The sequence below is a fragment of the Clostridium liquoris genome, from assembly GCF_002995785.1.
In the GTDB taxonomy this organism is placed as follows: domain Bacteria; phylum Bacillota; class Clostridia; order Clostridiales; family Clostridiaceae; genus Clostridium_AO; species Clostridium_AO liquoris.
The window spans coordinates 34257-53928 of sequence record NZ_PVXO01000005.1 but is presented as its reverse complement, the minus strand read 5'-3'; the positions used below and the strand labels follow the sequence as shown (position 1 = coordinate 53928).

General features: G+C 29.8%; 16 protein-coding genes and 1 riboswitch. Of the genes, 2 read left to right on the top strand and 14 right to left on the bottom strand.

All coding sequences use genetic code 11. The annotated features are described in order from the left end of the window. Positions 1-38 precede the first annotated feature (38 nt). From CLLI_RS00650 to cdaA, 10 genes are all read right to left on the bottom strand, one after another. Entirely contained in the window at positions 39-2258 is a 2220-nt protein-coding gene (locus CLLI_RS00650; RefSeq protein ID WP_106062355.1) for a lantibiotic dehydratase family protein, read from the bottom strand. A gap of 151 nt (positions 2259-2409) precedes the next feature. Beyond that, positions 2410-3549, bottom strand: a complete 1140-nt coding sequence (locus tag CLLI_RS00645; protein ID WP_170063612.1) for a sensor histidine kinase — start codon at positions 3547-3549, stop codon at positions 2410-2412. Positions 3550-3684: 135 nt separating this feature from the next. Beyond that, positions 3685-4404 (bottom strand): LytR/AlgR family response regulator transcription factor, encoded by a 720-nt coding sequence (locus tag CLLI_RS00640; protein WP_106062353.1) that lies wholly within the window; start codon positions 4402-4404, stop codon positions 3685-3687. A gap of 267 nt (positions 4405-4671) precedes the next feature. After that, the gene (gene glmS / locus CLLI_RS00635) at positions 4672-6498 is read right to left on the bottom strand and encodes a glutamine--fructose-6-phosphate transaminase (isomerizing) (protein ID WP_106062352.1); all 1827 of its coding nucleotides are present in this window, start codon (positions 6496-6498) and stop codon (positions 4672-4674) included. A 449-nt stretch (positions 6499-6947) separates the two neighbouring features. Then, positions 6948-8294: a phosphoglucosamine mutase gene (glmM, locus tag CLLI_RS00630; RefSeq protein WP_106062351.1), complete on the bottom strand. Its 1347-nt coding sequence runs from the start codon at positions 8292-8294 to the stop codon at positions 6948-6950. Between the two features lie 241 nt (positions 8295-8535). Continuing rightward, positions 8536-9606, bottom strand: coding sequence for a butyrate kinase (buk, locus tag CLLI_RS00625; RefSeq protein ID WP_106062350.1), 1071 nt, complete (start codon positions 9604-9606; stop codon positions 8536-8538). 27 nt (positions 9607-9633) lie between these two features. Then, positions 9634-10551 carry a phosphate butyryltransferase gene (ptb, locus tag CLLI_RS00620; RefSeq protein ID WP_106062349.1) on the bottom strand — a complete coding sequence of 306 codons (918 nt, stop codon included), beginning with the start codon at positions 10549-10551 and terminating at the stop codon, positions 9634-9636. 125 nt (positions 10552-10676) lie between these two features. Next, positions 10677-12272 (bottom strand): NAD(P)/FAD-dependent oxidoreductase, encoded by a 1596-nt coding sequence (locus CLLI_RS00615; protein ID WP_106062348.1) that lies wholly within the window; start codon positions 12270-12272, stop codon positions 10677-10679. After that, a complete protein-coding gene (locus CLLI_RS00610; protein WP_106062347.1) occupies positions 12253-13494 on the bottom strand; it encodes a CdaR family protein in 1242 nt (413 codons plus the stop codon). Before CLLI_RS00610 ends, CLLI_RS00615 begins: the two co-directional genes overlap by 20 nt. Beyond that, on the bottom strand, positions 13464-14321 hold the full coding sequence (gene cdaA, locus CLLI_RS00605; protein WP_423236788.1) for a diadenylate cyclase CdaA: 858 nt from the start codon (positions 14319-14321) through the stop codon (positions 13464-13466). Before cdaA ends, CLLI_RS00610 begins: the two co-directional genes overlap by 31 nt. 170 nt (positions 14322-14491) lie before the next feature. On the opposite strand from cdaA, the gene CLLI_RS00600 reads away from it, so the two are divergent. Both CLLI_RS00600 and CLLI_RS00595 read left to right on the top strand, forming a co-directional pair. Further along, the gene (locus tag CLLI_RS00600) at positions 14492-15490 is read left to right on the top strand and encodes a hypothetical protein (RefSeq protein WP_106062346.1); all 999 of its coding nucleotides are present in this window, start codon (positions 14492-14494) and stop codon (positions 15488-15490) included. A 28-nt stretch (positions 15491-15518) separates the two neighbouring features. After that, positions 15519-15644, top strand: a riboswitch (cyclic di-AMP (ydaO/yuaA leader). Positions 15645-15648: 4 nt separating this feature from the next. Further along, complete coding sequence (locus CLLI_RS00595; protein WP_106062345.1) at positions 15649-16173, top strand: cell wall hydrolase; 525 nt, start codon at positions 15649-15651, stop codon at positions 16171-16173. A gap of 61 nt (positions 16174-16234) precedes the next feature. Here CLLI_RS00595 and CLLI_RS00590 read toward each other — a convergent pair whose 3' ends face one another. The 4 genes from CLLI_RS00590 to CLLI_RS00575 all read right to left on the bottom strand — a co-directional run bounded on the left by CLLI_RS00590 (position 16235) and on the right by CLLI_RS00575 (position 19576). Then, positions 16235-17095, bottom strand: coding sequence for an NAD(P)/FAD-dependent oxidoreductase (locus CLLI_RS00590; protein ID WP_106062344.1), 861 nt, complete (start codon positions 17093-17095; stop codon positions 16235-16237). 82 nt (positions 17096-17177) lie between these two features. Further along, positions 17178-17495, bottom strand: a complete 318-nt coding sequence (gene trxA / locus CLLI_RS00585; protein WP_106062343.1) for a thioredoxin — start codon at positions 17493-17495, stop codon at positions 17178-17180. Positions 17496-17594: 99 nt separating this feature from the next. Continuing rightward, positions 17595-18770, bottom strand: a complete 1176-nt coding sequence (locus tag CLLI_RS00580; protein WP_106062342.1) for a tetratricopeptide repeat protein — start codon at positions 18768-18770, stop codon at positions 17595-17597. Between the two features lie 110 nt (positions 18771-18880). Continuing rightward, positions 18881-19576 carry a tetratricopeptide repeat protein gene (locus tag CLLI_RS00575; RefSeq protein ID WP_106062341.1) on the bottom strand — a complete coding sequence of 232 codons (696 nt, stop codon included), beginning with the start codon at positions 19574-19576 and terminating at the stop codon, positions 18881-18883. Between the last annotated feature and the right edge of the window lie 96 nt (positions 19577-19672).

Here is a 19672-nt window from a genome sequence, read left to right as displayed (position 1 = left end):
TCCCTTTGAAATTCTATATTTTCAAGTATATGTTCCTTCTAATTTGAAAAATTAGTTTCCTTTTTTTCTAACATAACTTCCTCATTGCTTTTCTGAATAAACGAAAATACAAATTCACTAATATAGTTATTACCTTCTAAATCCTTTACAATTCCCTCATTGAAAATACCCTGTTCAACTTCACTCAATTCTAAGTTTTTTTGTTTTTTTATTGTGGAATACATTATTTCAAGGGCATCTGGACTTTTTATATCAACTATCAATCTATTATCGTTTTCACAAATATACACATATTTATCAATTTTATATTCACTAGAAGCACTTAAAAAACTCTTTTTAAAACCATCGAAATCTCTAATTATTAAGTCATTAGAACCAAATTTCCACTTTCTTGGTCTAACTGTAACTCCTTCTATTTTAATTCTTGAAGTGTATATATATTCATTTTTGCCTTGCATAAAAGCTCTTCCCACTATTTGATTTTCATATTCATTGGATATTTTTCTTAATAGATTTAAAAGTTTACTGTTTAAAGCTGGATTTAACATGTTATCAACTACTACTTTAACTTTCTTATTTCTGCTTTTGGACTTTATATATAATTCTCTCCTATGAGATATTCCTATATATAAATCATTAATGGGAATTTCTTCTTTAGCACTTTTATCTGTGCAGGCTATAGCAAGATAATAATCATAATTTTTAAATCTATTTGTAACATTATTTGATCTTCCTGTGGTAGAAAGCTCCCTTGCCTCTACAAGTATATAATCCTCCTTTGTAAGTTCTACTTCTTTTTCATATATTTTGTTATAATCTTTCATCAAATCATTATCAAAGGCATTTGCAAATCTTTGAAACATGCTCCCTGCTTTTGAAGATCCCCCATTTGGCCCAAGGGTAAAATAATAATCTTCATTTCCCTTTGTTATATAAAAGTTCATATCGAAGGATTTTGCAGGATTTGTACTTATTGGGATTTCCTCTACCTTCAAAAAATCATCTGTTGTTAAGTTTACTTCTTCTTCTCCATTCATTAGAGCTAGTAAAATTTTATTGTCAATAATTTTTCTAATTTCACTTTCCCTTTGTGAGAGCTTGTATGACTCATCACTAAGTAAATTTAATCCATTAAAATCATTATCATCTATTATATCAACTAATGGCACTTCAATATTGAGTCCATATCTTTCTGTAAATTCTTCTTTAAATTTATCTAATATACAATAATCATTTGAGTCTAATGGGATCATACTTAGAGTTTGTACAAATTTCTCAAGCTTTTCCTTTATCTTATCCGATAGATAATTTTCATGCAGCATTAAACCTTTATTAATTTCTAAATAATTTTTAGACTTATACATCTCAGACATATTTTTATAGATATCTTCCAAAATTTTTATCCTATCTAATCTTTCATTTGAATTCCTATATAAAGCTATTGATTTATTTATACCTTGAAGCTTGTTTAATAGTTCTTCTACTCCACTCTTATCCTGTAAAATTTTTATAATATATCCCATAGCATCGTCACAATATGCTGGAAGCCTTAGTTCTGTAATCAAATATTCATTTTCTATTAACTGCATTAAAGTATTATTTAACAATTCATCAGGTGCATTAGTATAAACTTTTAGAATTTCCTTTTTTATATCTTGAAAAGAAGTGAAATCTTGAGATTTTTCTTTTATTAATTTAATTAAAGGAGTATATCTTATACTATTTTCTTTTACATAATCATCATATTTATTGATATCACCATGATTAGAGAAGTATGGATTTTTCACCCTATCCCCACTTATAAAACAAATTGGATTAAATTTAAGTTTTAGTTGAGAAGCTATTTTCATATCACTTTCTAAATCATGGATAACATGACATATCCAATAAGTATCTACTTTTATGTCACGCTTAAATTTATTTTCATCAACAATAATTTTAGTTTTATCAGAAAAACTCCCTAAACCTACTCCGGCAAAAAGTCCATAAGGGGTTGGTCTTGTTGAAGCTCTTGTAAAGTATTTCAAGAGTCCTAATTTATAGTTCTTAATCTTTTTCTTTTCCGTTGGTGGATTATTTAAAGAATTATACAGGGATTTACTTGATAACAGTACGCTTTCCTTCATAAAATTCATTACATCTTCATTCTCAGAAATATAATCTGAAATATTTCCATTGGTTTTATGGAAATCCCGAAATATTTTAACAGGCAAGCTTGGTACTCTTACCATAAAAATATCATGACACAAGTATTTCATATCCCTTATACTTCCTTTCCTGTTAATCTATCTATAGTAATTAAATTATTTTTATTTCCGTTAGTTCTATATTACCAAAAAAAATTACATTATGCGGAAACATGGTAGAATATATATATATATCTGGTAAAACTAATGTTTTTTGCTATTACTATTTAGTTAGGTTATATAGTAATATGCTTACACAAAAATTACTATTATCATAATCTATATCCATTATTCCATCATATTTTTTTATAACCGCCTCTACACTTCTTAACCCTATACCATGATTATCCTTATCTTTTTTGGTTGTCTGCAATTGCCCATTCTTAGATAAAATTCTTCCACAATAAGAATTAGTTATTATAATGTAGAAAATGTTTCTATCAAATTCAATTTCTATTTTTATCTGCTTATCCTCACTGTTTTTTATAGCATAAATAGCATTGTCCATTAGATTACCTATAATAATATTTAAATCAAAGGAATCTATTCTTAACTTATTAGGAATATTTATAACAACATCAACTACTGCTCCTGCCTTTTTTGCTTCATCTATTTTATAATTAAGAATACTATCCACATCTAAATTTTGTGAATTTACATACTGATTTGATACATCTATAAATTCTATAGTATTTTTTAAATAATCAAGAATATCCTGCTTATCACCTTTTTGTATAATATCCTGAAGTTTGAAAATATGATTTTTCATATCATGACGTATCATGGCTATATTATCCTGTGATTTCTTTATAATCTTAAGTTGATTTTTATATGAGTTATTTTGTTGTCTAAGCAATTCTTCCTCATATTTATCTTTATAGAATTTTATGAGCACATTATACAAATAAAAAATCATTACATCTATACCTAACAAGCAACCCATATTTAAGATATTAGAAATAGTTCTATAATCAGATAAAAGTAGTGTAGAAACAATGATAATAATACTACCTGCAGGAATAAAAAAAATTGCACCCCATTGCAAAATATTTATATTATACCTGTTTTTATGATTTAATACATTTTCAAATACAAGCACAAATAGATATAGTAATAAATTAGCTATAATTTCAGTAATACTTGTTACATCACCTATTGTATCTACTGTTTTCATTAAATTATAAACTATACCATACACACATATATTTACTGAATAAATCAATGCCGTTGATATTAACCTTGTTGATAACTTACCTGGATATTTATAAGTAAACATAAAAAATACTAATAAATTCAATGCAAAGATTATAAGAGGCGATGAAAAGAATATATATACAATACCATTGATTGTAAAATATAGCATAAATGACTCTATTTCAATTTTTTTATTTGTATGATTCCTATGGAAAAACACATTCATAAACCTAAAAGCCACATAAGTATTAAATAAACCTGAAATTAAGTATAATAAATCATTTATATTTAAAATATACATAATTTATTTTCTGTCTTTCTTAAGATTAAGCAATTTTTGCCTAATATCTTTTCTGTGATTTTGGCTTATAGGTAAAATATCACCATTTGTTAATTTAATAGACTCATACTGATATTCTGCAACATAAAAATAGTTTACAAGATACGATTTATGAATTAATAAGAAATCACTATTTCCAATTTCCTGCTGCACATCAGAAAGTTTGCCATAACATTCCTTTATACTATCTTTTGTTATTACCTTAATTTTTTTCATTTCACTCTCAAAATACAAAATGTCTTTAAGAGGTATCTTATATAATGTTTTCCCAATGTTAAACTGGAAGTATTCATTGCCCCTTCCGGATAATTCTATGAACTTTTTTACAACTTGCGTAATTTTTTCTTTACTTAATGGCTTTACTAAAAAGTTCATAGGCCTTATCTCAAACAAATCCATTGCATATCCTTGTTTCCCGGAAATATATACTATTTGAACAATATCATTTCCCATTTCCTCTCGTATTTTCCTACCAACCTGAACACCATTCAATAGCTTTAATTCTATATCTAAAAAAATCAAATCAAAATCTGATTGTCTTAACATATATTCACATAGCTCTTCTCCTGAATAAAACACTTCCACTTCAATTTTTTCACTGATTTCACTACTTACTTTTAATATTATATCTTCAATCTGGTTGCATACTATTAATTCATCATCACATATTGCAATATGAAACATAATAAATACCCCCACATCTTATCTAGTCTATGAACATTACATAATCCAATTCATATACTATATTTAACACTTTTATCAGCTATACCCAATAATATTATACCATAAATTGTCTTCCATTTGATAGATATACTACCTCTTTCATAGTAATATGGGCAAAGTACACCTACCTAAAAAGCTCCTGTTTTTCCTCTAAAACAAAAAACAATCCACATTGCTGATTATTTTTAATCAACAATGTGGATCAATTTTTTAAACTAATGTGGACAACTATTCAACTGTAACTGACTTGGCTAAATTCCTTGGCTTATCAACGTCGCAGCCTTTTTGTACTGCTACATAATATGAGAATAACTGTAATGGGATTACAGAAAGTACTGGTGCAAATAATGGATTGGTTCTTGGTAGATATATTGCCGAATCCACTGTTTTTTCTATGCTTTCCTTGCCTTCAAAAGCTAATCCTAAAACACGTGCTCCTCTAGTTGTAACTTCTTTTACGTTGCTTACCATTTTTTCAAATAAATCATCTTGAGTTGCAAGTGCTATTACCACTGTCCCTTTTTCTATTAAAGCTATTGGACCGTGCTTTAGCTCTCCCCCTGCATAAGCTTCTGAGTGGATATAAGATATTTCCTTAAGCTTCAATGAACCTTCCATAGCTACTGCATAATCAAGACCTCTTCCTAAGAAGAATATATCCTTGTGCATGTAATTCTTAGATGCAAACCTCTGTATTACTTCTTTATGATTTAAGCATTTCTGTGCTTTTTCAGGCAATTTTAGCATTTCTTTCTTTAATTCTTCTAATTCCGCTTCACTTAAAGTTCCTTTATTCTGAGCGAAAAATAATGCTATTATATACATTGCTATAAGCTGAGTTTCATAAGCCTTTGTGGATGCTACTGCAATTTCTGGTCCAGCCCAAGTGTATAAAACATCATCAGCTTCTCTTGACACTGAGCTTCCAATAACATTTGTTACAGCAATAACTCTAGCTTCATGGCTCTTTGCTTCTCTTAAAGCAGCTAAGGTGTCTGCAGTTTCTCCCGATTGGCTTATTACTATCATTAATGTTTTTTCATCTATTATTGGATTTCTATATCTAAATTCTGAAGCTATATCTACTTCTACTGGTATTCTTGCTAGCCTCTCTATTACATACTTGCCAACTACTCCAGCGTGGTAAGCTGTACCACAAGCAACTATATATATTTTGTTTATATTTTCTATTTGCTGTTTTGTTATTTTTATATCATCAAGGGTTATTGGTTTCCCCATCATTACTCTTGAAGTCATAGTATCTTTTATAGCCTTTGGTTGTTCATGTATTTCTTTTAACATGAAATCTTCATAGCCGCCTTTTTCAGCAGCATCTGCATTCCAAGTTACATGGTATACTTCTCTTTCTATTTGTTCTTTATCTTCAGTAAATAATTTTACTCCATCCCTTGTTAATACAACAAATTCTTTGTCATTAAGAAGATATACATCCCTAGTATGATTTAATACTGCTGGTATATCTGAAGCTATAAAATATTCATCTTTTCCAAGGCCTACTATCATAGGGCTATCTTTTCTTACAGCTACTATTTTATCTGGTTCATTGCTTGATATTACTCCTATTGCATAGCTGCCTTCCATTTTAGCTGCTGCTTTCATAACAGCATCTAGCAAATCTCCATTATAGAAATAATCTATTAAATGAGGTATAACTTCTGTATCAGTTTCTGATTTAAAATTGTATCCCTTAGAAGTTAACCATTCTCTTAAGTGAATGTAATTTTCTATTATTCCATTGTGAACAACGCTAATTGTTCCTTTTTCATTACTATGTGGATGTGAGTTTACATCTGATGGTTCTCCATGAGTTGCCCATCTTGTGTGTCCAATACCTAATGATCCTTTTAAAGGAGCCTCTTTTAACTTTTGCTCTAAATTAGCCAATCTGCCCTTGCATTTCATTACATTTATTGAATCATTGTCTATGATAGCTACACCTGCTGAATCATATCCTCTATATTCAAGTTTTGATAATCCTTCTATTAATATATCTGAAGCCTGTTTTTTCCCTATATATCCTACTATTCCGCACATAAAAAATCTTCCTTTCACATTTCAATTTATGCTTTTCTAGTTATTATGAAACAGAAAAGCAGGTCATTATATTCTCGCCATGACCCTAGGCTTAAGGTTTTAACACCTGACTGATATTGTATCGAAAATTGCTTTTCGGTTTTATCAATCTTTAACGGTAGTGCGATACCGTGGGGCACCCGCCGAAGATTCGATACTCCCCATCCTCGTCAACTTAAGTGACACTCCAAATCTTTGATTTAAGTGTAATCTACTTAAGTCCTGGCGCTTTTTATAATAATATTAAAAGTTCCATATATTCCTTTCTATAAGCATCACTTCCTTTTACATATTAAGCACTATATTTTATTATATTTTTAATAATAGCTTTGGTCAATGACAAAATTAGTTATTAATTGAATATGCTATTCCATTATAGTAAATGGAATAGCTAAACTACATAAAGTAAATTACTTTGCCTTTTCTACAATCAACTTAGCTAAGGAGTGGGCTATTTCATCAATTTCTTTTTGATCTTCTCCTTCAAGCATAACTCTCACTAGGGGTTCGGTACCTGAAGGTCTTATTAAAACTCTTCCCTTGCCATCCATCTTTTTTTCTATCTTCCTTATTTCTTCTGATATCTCACTGTCTTCTATGTAAATGTTCTTTTTATCATTTGGTACTGCAGCATTTACTAAAACTTGAGGTAATTCCCTCATGATAGAAGCTAACTGTGATAATGTTTTCCCACTATTTTTAACAATAGCTGAAAGTTGAATAGCGGTTACAAGACCATCTCCTGTAGTGTTATAATCTAGGAATATTATATGGCCTGATTGTTCTCCTCCTATTTTATAACCTTTCTTTAGCATTTCTTCAAGAACGTATCTGTCTCCAACTTTTGTTTTTACAAGATTTATACCTTCTTTATCCATAGCAATGAAAAGTCCCATATTGCTCATTACAGTAACTACTACTGTATTTTTATCTAGCTTACCACATTTCTTCATATTCTTACCGCAAATAGCCATTATAAAGTCACCATTTATAAGGTTTCCTTTTTCATCTACAGCTAAACATCTATCTGCGTCTCCATCAAATGCCAGGCCTAAGTCACATCCTTTCTTAACTACGTATTCCATAAGTTCTCCAGGATGAGTTGATCCGCAATTTTTGTTTATATTTATACCATCTGGATCATTGTTTATAGGTAATACTTCAGCCCCAAGTTCCCTAAAAGCTTCTACTGCTACTTTGTAAGCCGCGCCATTAGCACAATCAAGAGCCACTTTAAGGCCTTTTAAATCAGTCTTTATAGTATTTTTAGCAAATTCCATATAGTCCTCTAAAGCACCTTTTTCAACAACTTTTCTTCCTATATCTGCTCCTGTAGGGCATGGTACTCCTTCAAAATTATTCTCTATTACACTTTGAATTCTATCTTCTAATTCATCAGGAAGCTTATATCCCTTACCATCAAAGAACTTTATTCCATTATACTCTACTGGGTTATGAGATGCAGATATAACTACTCCAGCATCTGCTCCATATTTTCTTGTAAGATACGCTACTGCCGGAGTTGGTATAACTCCTACGCAAATTGCTTCCGCTCCTACAGAAAGAATTCCTGCTACTAAAGAACTTTCTAACATATATCCAGATATTCTGGTATCCATTCCTACCAATATTTTAGGTTTATGCGTCCCTTCTGTTAACACATAAGCTCCTGCTCTTCCAAGACTATAAGCTGTATCTGCTGTCAGTTCATCATTAGCAATTCCTCTAACTCCGTCTGTTCCAAACATCCTACCCATTTTAATACCTCTCTTTTTATTTTATCCAATATTCAATATTAATTTTTCAATAAATCACTATAATTTATATCATGTATAAAATATCATAAAGCCACAGACTAATTATAATATAATTTTCTCTTACTAACAATAAAAATGCCCTATGTAAATGTTAATGTTTCTAATAATTTAACAATATATATATATAAATTTAACAAATGACCAGTGATTTTCATCACTGGTCATTATATAAACTGCTAAATTATTTGTATTCTTTTGCAGCTTCTTCTCCATTTAACACTCTTAATCCACCTTGAGCTAATGCTAACATTTCATCTTCTCCTGGATAAATTACAAATGGAGCTATAAATCCAACCTTTTTCTGAATCTCTGAAGTTACATACTTGCTGTAAGCTATTCCACCTGTTAATATAATTGCGTCAACTTTTCCTTCTAGTACTGCTGCACATTTTCCTATTTCTTTAGCCATTTGATAAATAAATGCATCTAATATTAATTTAAAATGTTTGTCACCTTCTGATGCTTTAGCTTCAAGCTCTCTGAAGTCGTTTGTTCCAAGGTAAGCAACAACTCCACCTTTTCCATTTACTTTCTTTAACATTTCTTCTAAAGTAAATTTACCTGAATAGCAAAGTCTAACTAAATCTCCACTTGGAAGTCCGCCTGTTCTTTCTGGTGAAAATGGACCTTCCCCATCTAATGCATTGTTAACATCTATTATTCTTCCACCTTTGTGTACACCAACAGATGCTCCACCACCCATATGTCCTACTATAACTCTTATATCTGTGTAAGGTTTTCCATTTTCTTTTGCATATCTTCTAGCTACTGCCTTTTGGTTTAATGCATGAAATATACTCTTTCTTTCAATTTCTGGCATACCGGAAACTCTTGCCACATCCTGAAGTTCATCAACAACAATAGGATCTACAATAAATGCTGGTATTCCCAATGATTTTGCTATTTCATTGCCTATAATTCCGCCCAAGTTTGAAGCATGTTCTCCTCTTACAGTGGTTTTTAAATCATCAAGCATAGCTTTATTTACAGTATATGTACCACCTTCTACAGGTTTTAAAAGTCCGCCTCTACCAACTATTGCATCTAAAGTATTTATGTCAAATCCCTTTTCTTTCAATACGTTAAGTATTACTTCCTCTCTAAAATGGAACTGATCATAAATAGTATCATACTTTCCTATTTCTTCAGCTGAATGTCTTAGGGTTTCTTCTAAAACTAAGTTTTCATCATCAAATACAGCTATTTTTGTTGATGTAGAACCTGGATTTATTATTAATAATTTTTTTGACATTTCTTTCCCTCCGTTTATTCAAAAGTACTATTTCCCTTTTTTCATATTGTTAGCAACTAATGCTGCTAAAGCTATTGAGTACATCTTTGTTTCGTGACTGTCATTTCTTGAAGTTAATACAACCGGTGCAGATGTGCCTACTAATAGGCAGCCATTCTTTGAATCAGTTGTATATGTTAATGTTTTATACATTATATTGCCTGCCTGAATGTTTGGAAGTAATAATATATCTGCTTTTCCTGCTACTTCTCCTGTTACTTTCTTATGAGCTGCAGCTTCTTCTGATAAAGCATTATCTAATGCAAAAGGTCCATCAACTACACAACCCTTTATCTGTCCTCTATCACTCATTTTTGCAAGTATTGAAGCATCTATTGTTTCTGGCATATTAGGATTTACAACTTCAACTGCACATACTGCTGCAACCTTTGGACGTTCAATTCCTATAGCACGAGCAACAGTAGCTGCATTATTTATTATATCAACTTTGTCCTTAAGTTCTGGATACATATTAAATGCAACGTCTGTTAAGAAAAGTAGTCTATCAAATTTTTCTGTTTCAAAAACAGCTACATGGGACATTAGCTTTCCAGTTCTCAAACCTACTTCTTTATTTAATACAGCTCTTAAGAAATTTGCTGTATCAACTAATCCCTTCATAACCATATCAGCTTTGCCAGTGGATGCTAATTCTACTGCTTTTAATGCAGCTTTCTTTACATCTGGCTCATGTACAATTTCAAATTTATTTAGATCCATTCCTATTTCTTTTGCTATAGCTTCTATTTCGCCTTTGTTTCCAACAAGTATCGCATCAGCTATGTTATTTTCTTTAGCATCTCTAACTGCTTCTAGTACTGGTCTATCCTGTGCTACTGCAACTGCTACCTTTTTAGTTTCTTGGCTTTTAACCTTTGATAAGATTTCGTCAAAACTTTTAATCATTAAAAACACCTCTTCTTATTTTATCGTCAAAATTTTAACTAATTAAAATAAACCTATACATTATATTATATTCTAACAAATATTCCTTATAAATGACAAGTTTTCAGAAAATTAAATCTCAACTGTTATATTGGCGCCCATTGTTTCATTATGGATTCAGCCACTTTTAATCCATCTACCGCTGCGGACATTATACCTCCAGCATATCCTGCTCCTTCTCCAGCTGGGTATATGCCTTCTACAGATATACTTTGTAGGTTCTCATTTCTAAGCATCCTAATTGGAGCTGATGTTCTAGTTTCTATTCCAGTAAGCACAGCATTTTTATCTGCAAATCCTTTTATTTTTTTATCAAAATTCAATAAACCTTCTTTAAGAGATTCCACTACATAACTTGGCAAACATTGTCCTAAATCACTTAAAACATATCCTGGTTTATAAGTTGGTTCTATATTACCTATTTTTTTGCTTACCCTGTCTTCCATAAAATCACCTAATAATTGTACTGGAGCAAAGTATTCTTTCCCCCCTACATTATAAGCCAAACTTTCATAATGCCTTTGAAATTCCATTCCAGCCAAAGGTGAACTGCCCTGAAAATCTTCAGGTGTTACAGATACAACTATGGCTGAATTAGCATTTTTACCATCTCTTTTATAATAACTCATGCCATTGACTACAACCCTCTTTTCCTCAGAAGCCGCAGCTACTACATTACCTCCCGGGCACATGCAGAAACTATATACTCCTCTATTCCCTTTTGTATTATAAGCCAATCTATAATCTGCTGCTCTAAGCCTTGGATGACCAGCATATTTTCCATACTGATTTTCATCTATCATGCTTTGTAGGTGCTCAATTCTAACTCCTATTGCAAAAGGTTTAGGTTCTATAAATATGTTTCTATTAAATATCATCTCATATGTGTCTCTGGCACTATGACCAACAGCTAAAACTAATGCCTGACAGGGTATTTCTTTTCCATTTACAATAGCCGCTTTTATTTTATTGTCCTTTATTATAATGTCCTCTAACTTACTATTGAAATGAATTTCTCCACCTAATTCTATAATTTTATTTCTTATATTCTTTACTACTTCCTTTAATATATCTGTTCCTATATGAGGTTTTCCCATATATAAAATTTCCTTCGGAGCTCCATTCTTTACAAATTGCTCTAATACAAAATCACATCTGAAATCCTTTATTCTAGTTGTTAACTTTCCATCAGAAAAGGTACCTGCTCCACCTTCCCCAAATTGAATATTGGATTCTTTATTAAAATCTCCTCCATTCCAAAATGTGTCTATAGTCTTGGTTCTATACTCTACACTTTCTCCACGTTCTATTATTATTGGATTGTATCCCTTTTGCGCCATTAAAAGGCCAGCAAACATGCCTGCTGGCCCCATTCCAATAATTACAGGTCTATGATTTAACAATTTGTCTCCAAATTTAAATTCTTCGTTATACTTTACTTCTTCTATTTTTACATCCTTATCCCTAATTTTTGATACTACTTTGGATTCATTATCGCAGCTTACCTCTACAGTATAATTGAATTTTATAGAGTTCTTTTTTCTTGCATCTATAGACTCCCTTAAAACTTTAAAATCTTTTATTGAATTAACCGGTAATTTCAACCTTTTCCCAGCCTTTTCTTTTAATACTGATATATCTTCTTCTATATCCAATATTATATTATTGATTCTGATTGACATTTACGCCCTCCGATGTTACTTTCTTTTTTATATTTACAGTAATATTTTCAGGAGATATTGATACTAGTTTTATTCCTTCTGGCAAATTTACTTTAACGGGGAGCTTATGCTCACCCTCTTTCATGGAATTTAAATCTACATAGCATTGTATATCTTCTGGTTTTAAATTATTTATGGCTGTTTCTAATCCAGATACACTTAGAACAGCTTTGTCTGCATCTAAAGTTGTATTATAATTATTATCTTCATTTATAGTTTTTATATCTAAAGAAATATTCTTATTTATCATGGAGTTTGAGTATATTTTTACCTTTACAAATCCATTATTGTTAACTAAAGTAACTCCTTTAGGCAATATTAATTTTGCTGCAACCTCATCTCCAGATAAATTTCCTAAATCTATAGGTTCAGTGTCTAGACTAGGTATATTATTTATTATGTTTTCTTCCCCTACTATATCTACCTTTTCCGGCGTTACAGTAATTTTATCCAATACACTATTATTATTTAACTTTCCCGTTGTTTTTATATTTATACCAACAGACTTGGCTTTTTTAATAGGGATCTTTAATTCTGCAGATTTAGGCTGAATCTTAACTTCTCCTATAGCATTTCCATTAATATCAACAGCTTGTATAGGTAATATTGTATTTAGATCTCTATACATACCATCTATATCACACCTTATTTCCCCTCTATCTATTAATTTTACAAATCTTTCAGGTCCCTTCACAGATACATCAGTGATATTGGTACTAGGTTCCCCAGGATAATAACCATCTTTAGCCTTACCCGAAGTAACTACCTTTAAAGGTACAGTTTTTTCAACTAAGTCATCTAGTGTTATTTTTACCCACAAATTATCACTATTTAATATCTTTATATTATCTGGACTTTGTTGTATTTGAACGGGTATATTATTTTCCCCTTTTTTAGTCACATAAGCCCCAAGATCAACTACTACTTTAAATTGATCCTCATTAACGGAATATATGTCATTTATTGTACCCTTTAAGGTAAGTGTAACATATGGCTTTTGACCAGGAACTAACGCTAATCTAGATTGTTCTAATGCGTCTTCATTAATTATGGTAACAGGTATATTTTTCTTGTAATTTTTTACAGGATTTAATACACTGGTTATATACAACCATAATCCAAAAGCAGCAATAACGCAACATATCTTAATGATTATTTGTTGTTTTTGGTTTTTTTCATCCACGTTACCACCCGCTCCCTGAAATTCGATTTCTTACTCTTACTTTTTCTTATTATTCTTATTAGAATATCCTTTAATTTATCTTTATCATAATTCCTAGTAAGATTACCATTGACAGCTAAAGAAACAACTCCTGTTTCTTCCGATACAACAATTATAATTCCATCTGAGTTCTCAGATAACCCTATAGCAGCTCTATGCCGCGTACCAAGTGTTTTATTTAAATTATTATTGCTTGTTAAAGGGAGAAAACATCCTGCAGATACTATTCTGTCATTTCTTATTATAGTAGCTCCATCATGAAGAGGTGTGTTTACTACAAAGATATTCTCAAGTAATGCCGAAGAAACCAAAGCATCTAATTTTACACCAGTATTTATAGTTTCTCCAAGACCTGTCAATCTTTCTATAACTATAAGTGCACCGGTTTTTGACTTTGATAAGTTATACACTGCATTTACAATTTCTGTTATAACCTTTTCCATAGTTTCTTCATCTTCTAGTATATGTTTATCATTAAAGGCACTTCTACCTATATGTTCTAGTGCCCTACGAATTTCTGGCTGAAATATAATTATTAATGAAAGAACTCCTATAGTAATTGTATTACTTAAAATCCAGTAGAGCATTTCTAAATTTAATAGCTTGCTTATGGGAATAAGTATAATTATAAATATGATTCCTTTTAGTAACTGTTCCGCTCTTGTTTCTTTTATAAGAATATAACTCTTATAAAAAATATAAGATACTACCAATATGTCCAGTATAGATGATAATTTAATATTTTTAACTGAGTTTACAATAACATCGATAACATCGATAATTTCCATAGGCTCACCCCCTCTAATGGATTATGTACACTATACATTAATAATTATACACTATCTTTAGATGTTTATATAATATTATAAAATAATTTTATAAAATATTAATAAATAATTCTTTAAAGGAATTTTAATTATATGAAAAGAATATTATAGCTAAAGAGGTGAGTTTGCATATGAAAAATAAAAAAACCATATTAATAACTTCAATTGCTTTATTTTCCATTCTAATTATTATATTCATATTTGTGTTTAGCTATTATTCATTTATTAATACTACAGATAAAGGCTATGAGAAAAATATACGAGCAAATATAAAAAATATAAATGAAATAAATAATAGTGTGGTTTCTTGTATTAAGGGACAATCTATAGATGCTGAAAAGTCCAGAAAAGAATTGCCTGAAAAAACTTCTTCTTTATTAAACATTAAAAATACGATTACTACACTAAACCCAACAGAAAAACATGCAAAATCTCATGAATATTTAGTGAATGGATTAACTAATAATATACATATATACGAGCAAATAGTATCTATTCTTAATAATCCTGAAAGTAATGACATCGATAAATCCTTAGAAGCTTTAAAAAAATATAAAAATGCGTGTATGCAGAACTATTCTCTCTTTCATATAAAAACTGCAGAGATTACATTAAGTGAAAACACTTTAAAATATATAAATAATTGTACTTACTACGTAGATGAATTAGTTAATTTAAAAAAAGATAGGGAAATTCGCAAAAGCCAGTATACGGATTTTGTAAATGAAATGGATGAGATATTAAGTTCTTTTATAGAAATAAAAATGGATTTTTCTTATTTTAAAGATAAGATTGATAATAAATCTATGACCTATGAAAATGCTTTAAGTGAGATAGATAAGATTAAAACAGAGTTTGTAGAAATAAAAAACCAATTTTCAAAAATAACTGTACCTTCAAAGGGAATTTCCTCTTATAATTTACTATTGAAAACTTTTGATAATTATTATTCTTATTTACAAAATTATAGGTATGCATTGAGTACAGAATCTACAGAGGTGTTTAATAATACCTCAAAGAAAAAATTAGATTCTTTATATATAGAAGCAGGTTTAAATTATAAAATAATGAACACTACTTATAGTGAATTTATACAAACCTATTCTTATTTTAAAGAATCTAATAAATAATAATGTATTATTTATTAAGTTTAGGGAATAATAGCATTAGCCTAAGTTTTATAAAAAAACACGGGGGAACCAATATTTTGGGGTGAATCGTCTTCACGTAGGCTTACCTTTGCCGAACCCGTCAGCTAACCCCGTAGGTAAAAGGAGAGGATATTTAAATGAAAAAAAATGTATTAATTGTACTATTAACCACTATGTTATTATTTCCGCATGCTACTGCTAAAGCAGGCATAGAATGTGATACGGATTCCGATTTATTCAAGCAGCAAACTAATACAGTACAGGTGCTAAGCCATTTGGGTAAAAACATATATATATCCGATAAAGATGTAAATTTAATGGCTAAGGTAGTATATGCAGAAAGCAAAGGGGAACCTTATGAAGGAAAAGTAGCAGTGGCTTCTGTAATACTTAATAGGGTAAAAGATCCTTCATTCCCAAAATCTATAGAAGGAGTTATCAAACAACCCAGTGCTTTTTCTTGTGTACGAAATGGTGAGATAACAGTAACGCCAGATGAAAGTTGTTATAAAGCAGTGATGGAAGCTTTAAATGGAAAAGACCCTACTGGAGAAGCTTTATTTTTCTATAATCCTAAAATAGCTACCTCAGTTTGGATGAAAAATATAGAAAAAGAAAATTTAAAGGCCATAGGAAATCATGTATTTTTTATAGCAAAGTAATATTCAAAGTTTAACATAAAACATAAGGTCTCCTATTTTTTAGGAGGCCCTTTAATATTGCTTATTTTTTAGAATTCAAATAAGATACAGCGTTTAATGCAGCTACTTGCCCTTCTCCTGCAGATTTTATATATTGATATGGCTTTCCTGTACAATCACCAGCTGCAAAACATCCCTCAATACTGGTTTTCATATTTTTATCAACTTTAATATGTCCTTCTTCCATTTCTAATCCTGGCACAAGTTGTTCTGGTGAAACACTATCCTTTAATACAAATACCCCATCTGTATTTATTTCCTTATTTTTCAATACCAGTTTATTGACTAAATTTTCGCCTAGTATTTCCATAGGCTTATCTTCAACTACCTCAATAGATTTATTTAATCCATATTTATCTCTATACATAGGTATATAATACACTTTTGACGCTAACTCACTTACAAAATTAGCATCCTCTTCTGCCTCTTTATTATATCCAATTACTGTAACAACCTTTCCTTTATACAATGGGGCATCGCAGGTTGCGCAATATCCTACTCCCCTTCCTAGAAATTCTTCCTCCCCTCTAATTGGTTTACTATGCTCCATTCCGGTAGCTATAACTATGGCTTTTGACTCATATGACTTTTCATTTACCATTATGGCAAAATAATCCCCCATAGCATAAACTGCATTTACCTTTTCTTCCGTAATATTAATATCCATAGCTTCTATATGATTTTTAAAAGCTTTTTTTAATTGACTACCTGTAATATCAAAAAAGCCTAAATAATTGTTAATCTTAGGTGCTTTGCTTAGCTTATAACTTAATTCCTTATTTCCGAAAATTATTGCATCTTTATTTCTTATTTTTGCATTTATGGCCGCAGATAATCCTGCAGGTCCACTGCCTATTATAGCTATATCATATCTCTTGCTCATATTTACACTCCTTTTTAGATCAAATATATGTAAAATAATAAGTTAACACTATAAGGTGTTAACTTATTATTGCTGTTTTTTACTAAATATGTCTTTCAATAGCTGTTTTTATAGCCTGTTTTGGTCTAAATCCTACTAAAGTTTCTACAACTTTTCCTCCCTTAAACACCATTACTGTAGGTATGCTAGCTACTCTATATTCACTTGAAGCAACTGGGTTTTCATCTACATTTACCTTTACAAATTTTGCCTCTCCATTAAGTTCCTGTGCTAACTCGTCTATAACTGGTGAAAGCATTTTACAAGGACCACACCAGGAAGCCCAGAAATCAACAACTGTTGTGCTTTCAGAATTTACTACCTCTTGTTTGAAATCTTTATCATTTATTTCTTTTATCATAATAATATCCCTCCAAATTTTATACCCTACCTGGGTATTCTTGATAATATGATTGTATAACATAAAATGAATTTAGTCAATAGCTTTTAATAATAATTATTAGTTACCTATTATACTTTTTATTTTAGAATTGTTATATATTGATTGTGGAAACTTGTTTACCAATTTCTTGGCATAAACTTCTGCTTTACTTATATCTATATTTTTATACAAAAGAGATAATTTATACAGGACAGTTTCTTCATAATCTCCACTTTCAAATTTATTATCATAAATAGTATAATACATTATAGCTTTTTCTATATCCCCTAATTTTTCATAGGTAGTTCCTAATAAATAAATAGCGTGAGGATAATACCATCCGCTGCTTCCATATTTATAAGCCCTTTCCAAATATATTTTAGCTGTACTATAGTCTCCTTTTGTTAATAAATCATACCCATTATTATAAAAATACTCTGCTCCTTCTGATTCTATTAGATCCTTTCCTTGTGCCAATAATGATTTTTCATTTATGCCTATGTCTTTATTATTCCATTTTATTAAATCTTCCAATATTTTATTAAAATCTTTTTCATCTATATGTTTTTTTATTTCACCATAAGGGAAAACTTCCTTTTTGTTCTCATCTGCATTATATTGAGGATGCTGTGTATCTTGAACTGTAGTTGTGTTATTTCTGTTTAATATTATAAATATAACTATGGAGAATATTATGGTAATACCTATAAGTATTGCTATAATACTTTTGTAATTTGTAACTCTTTTTATATCACTATATTCCTGTAAACTTTTTTTGTTTTCCAAAGCATCTTTATTTTTATTATCTACTTTCAATACATTATTTACATATTCAATAGCCTTCTCATAGTTGCCTTTTTTTATATAACATAAAGCTAAATAGTTATTTACATTTATGTAATTAAAATGACTTTTTTCACACTGTTTAAGTAAAATCAAAGCTTCATTGATTTTTAATTCCTTTATCAATATTAAAGCTGTATTATATAATTCCAATAGTTTTTCATCATTACTACTATCCTGTATATATTTTTCAGATACTCTATCTTTATTTAATTGGAAATTCATTTTCCACAATCCTCTGCAACTATTTATATCCCCCTTTATGTAATACAATAAACCTTTAAGGTTTATTGCAGCAGAATTATTTATATTTAATGATATACTTTTTTCACATAGCTCAAATGCCTTATCAATAAATCCATTATTATATTTTTTTAATGCCTTATTATATAATTTTGAAGACTTGTCCATAAATTTCTCCCTTTACATTTTTATACCTATATCATAAATTATAACTCTTGCATAAGAAATTTACTATTTACTTTTTAGCAAAAATAAGAGCAAATATATTTTTGCTTAAATTATTCAACTAAGTCAATAAATTCTTTACTTTTTCTTATAGGGTCAAAATCACTTTCTGCTTTTGCTTCCTCTTTTATGCTTTTATCCATAGAAATAGCTATTTTTAAATTCTTTACTGCATTTTCCACGTCTCCTCTTCTTCCATAAATACTGGCTTTACCATAGTAACTCCATATATAATTTTCTACTTGTAAATCCTTATCATACCACTGTAATGCCTCTTCATATTTACCATTTAATTCATAAGCTAATGCTTTATTAAATCTGCCATATCCATAGTCTGGCTTAATTTCTAAGGCTTTATCTATATTTTTCATACCTTCATTAAAATCTCCATTAAAACATAAAGCTATACCTTTAACATTGTACGCTTTATAAAATTTGTTATCTTCATTTATAACTTCATCTTCAATTTTTATAGCTTCTTCATATTTTTTATCAAAAAAGGCCTTATACCCTGCGTTATATTTTTCTTCTAACTTTTTATTTTTCTTTTCCTCATCTGTAATCTTTTTATCTTCAACATTTTTTATAGAGCCATGTTGTTTTGACTCTGTATTTATTTTCTTTGTTTCTTTAGGCACTTCTGCTATACCCTTATTTTTTACTTCTCCATTATATATAAAATATATACTAACTATACTTAATATGGAGAAAATAATTAATTTCCTTTTCAATGATAAATTATTAGACATTTTTTATCCTCCTTGATTGTTAAACAATGCCTTAACTTAAAATTATTATACTATATAATATTGAATAATATACTGTTTAAATTTAATAGAGAGTAT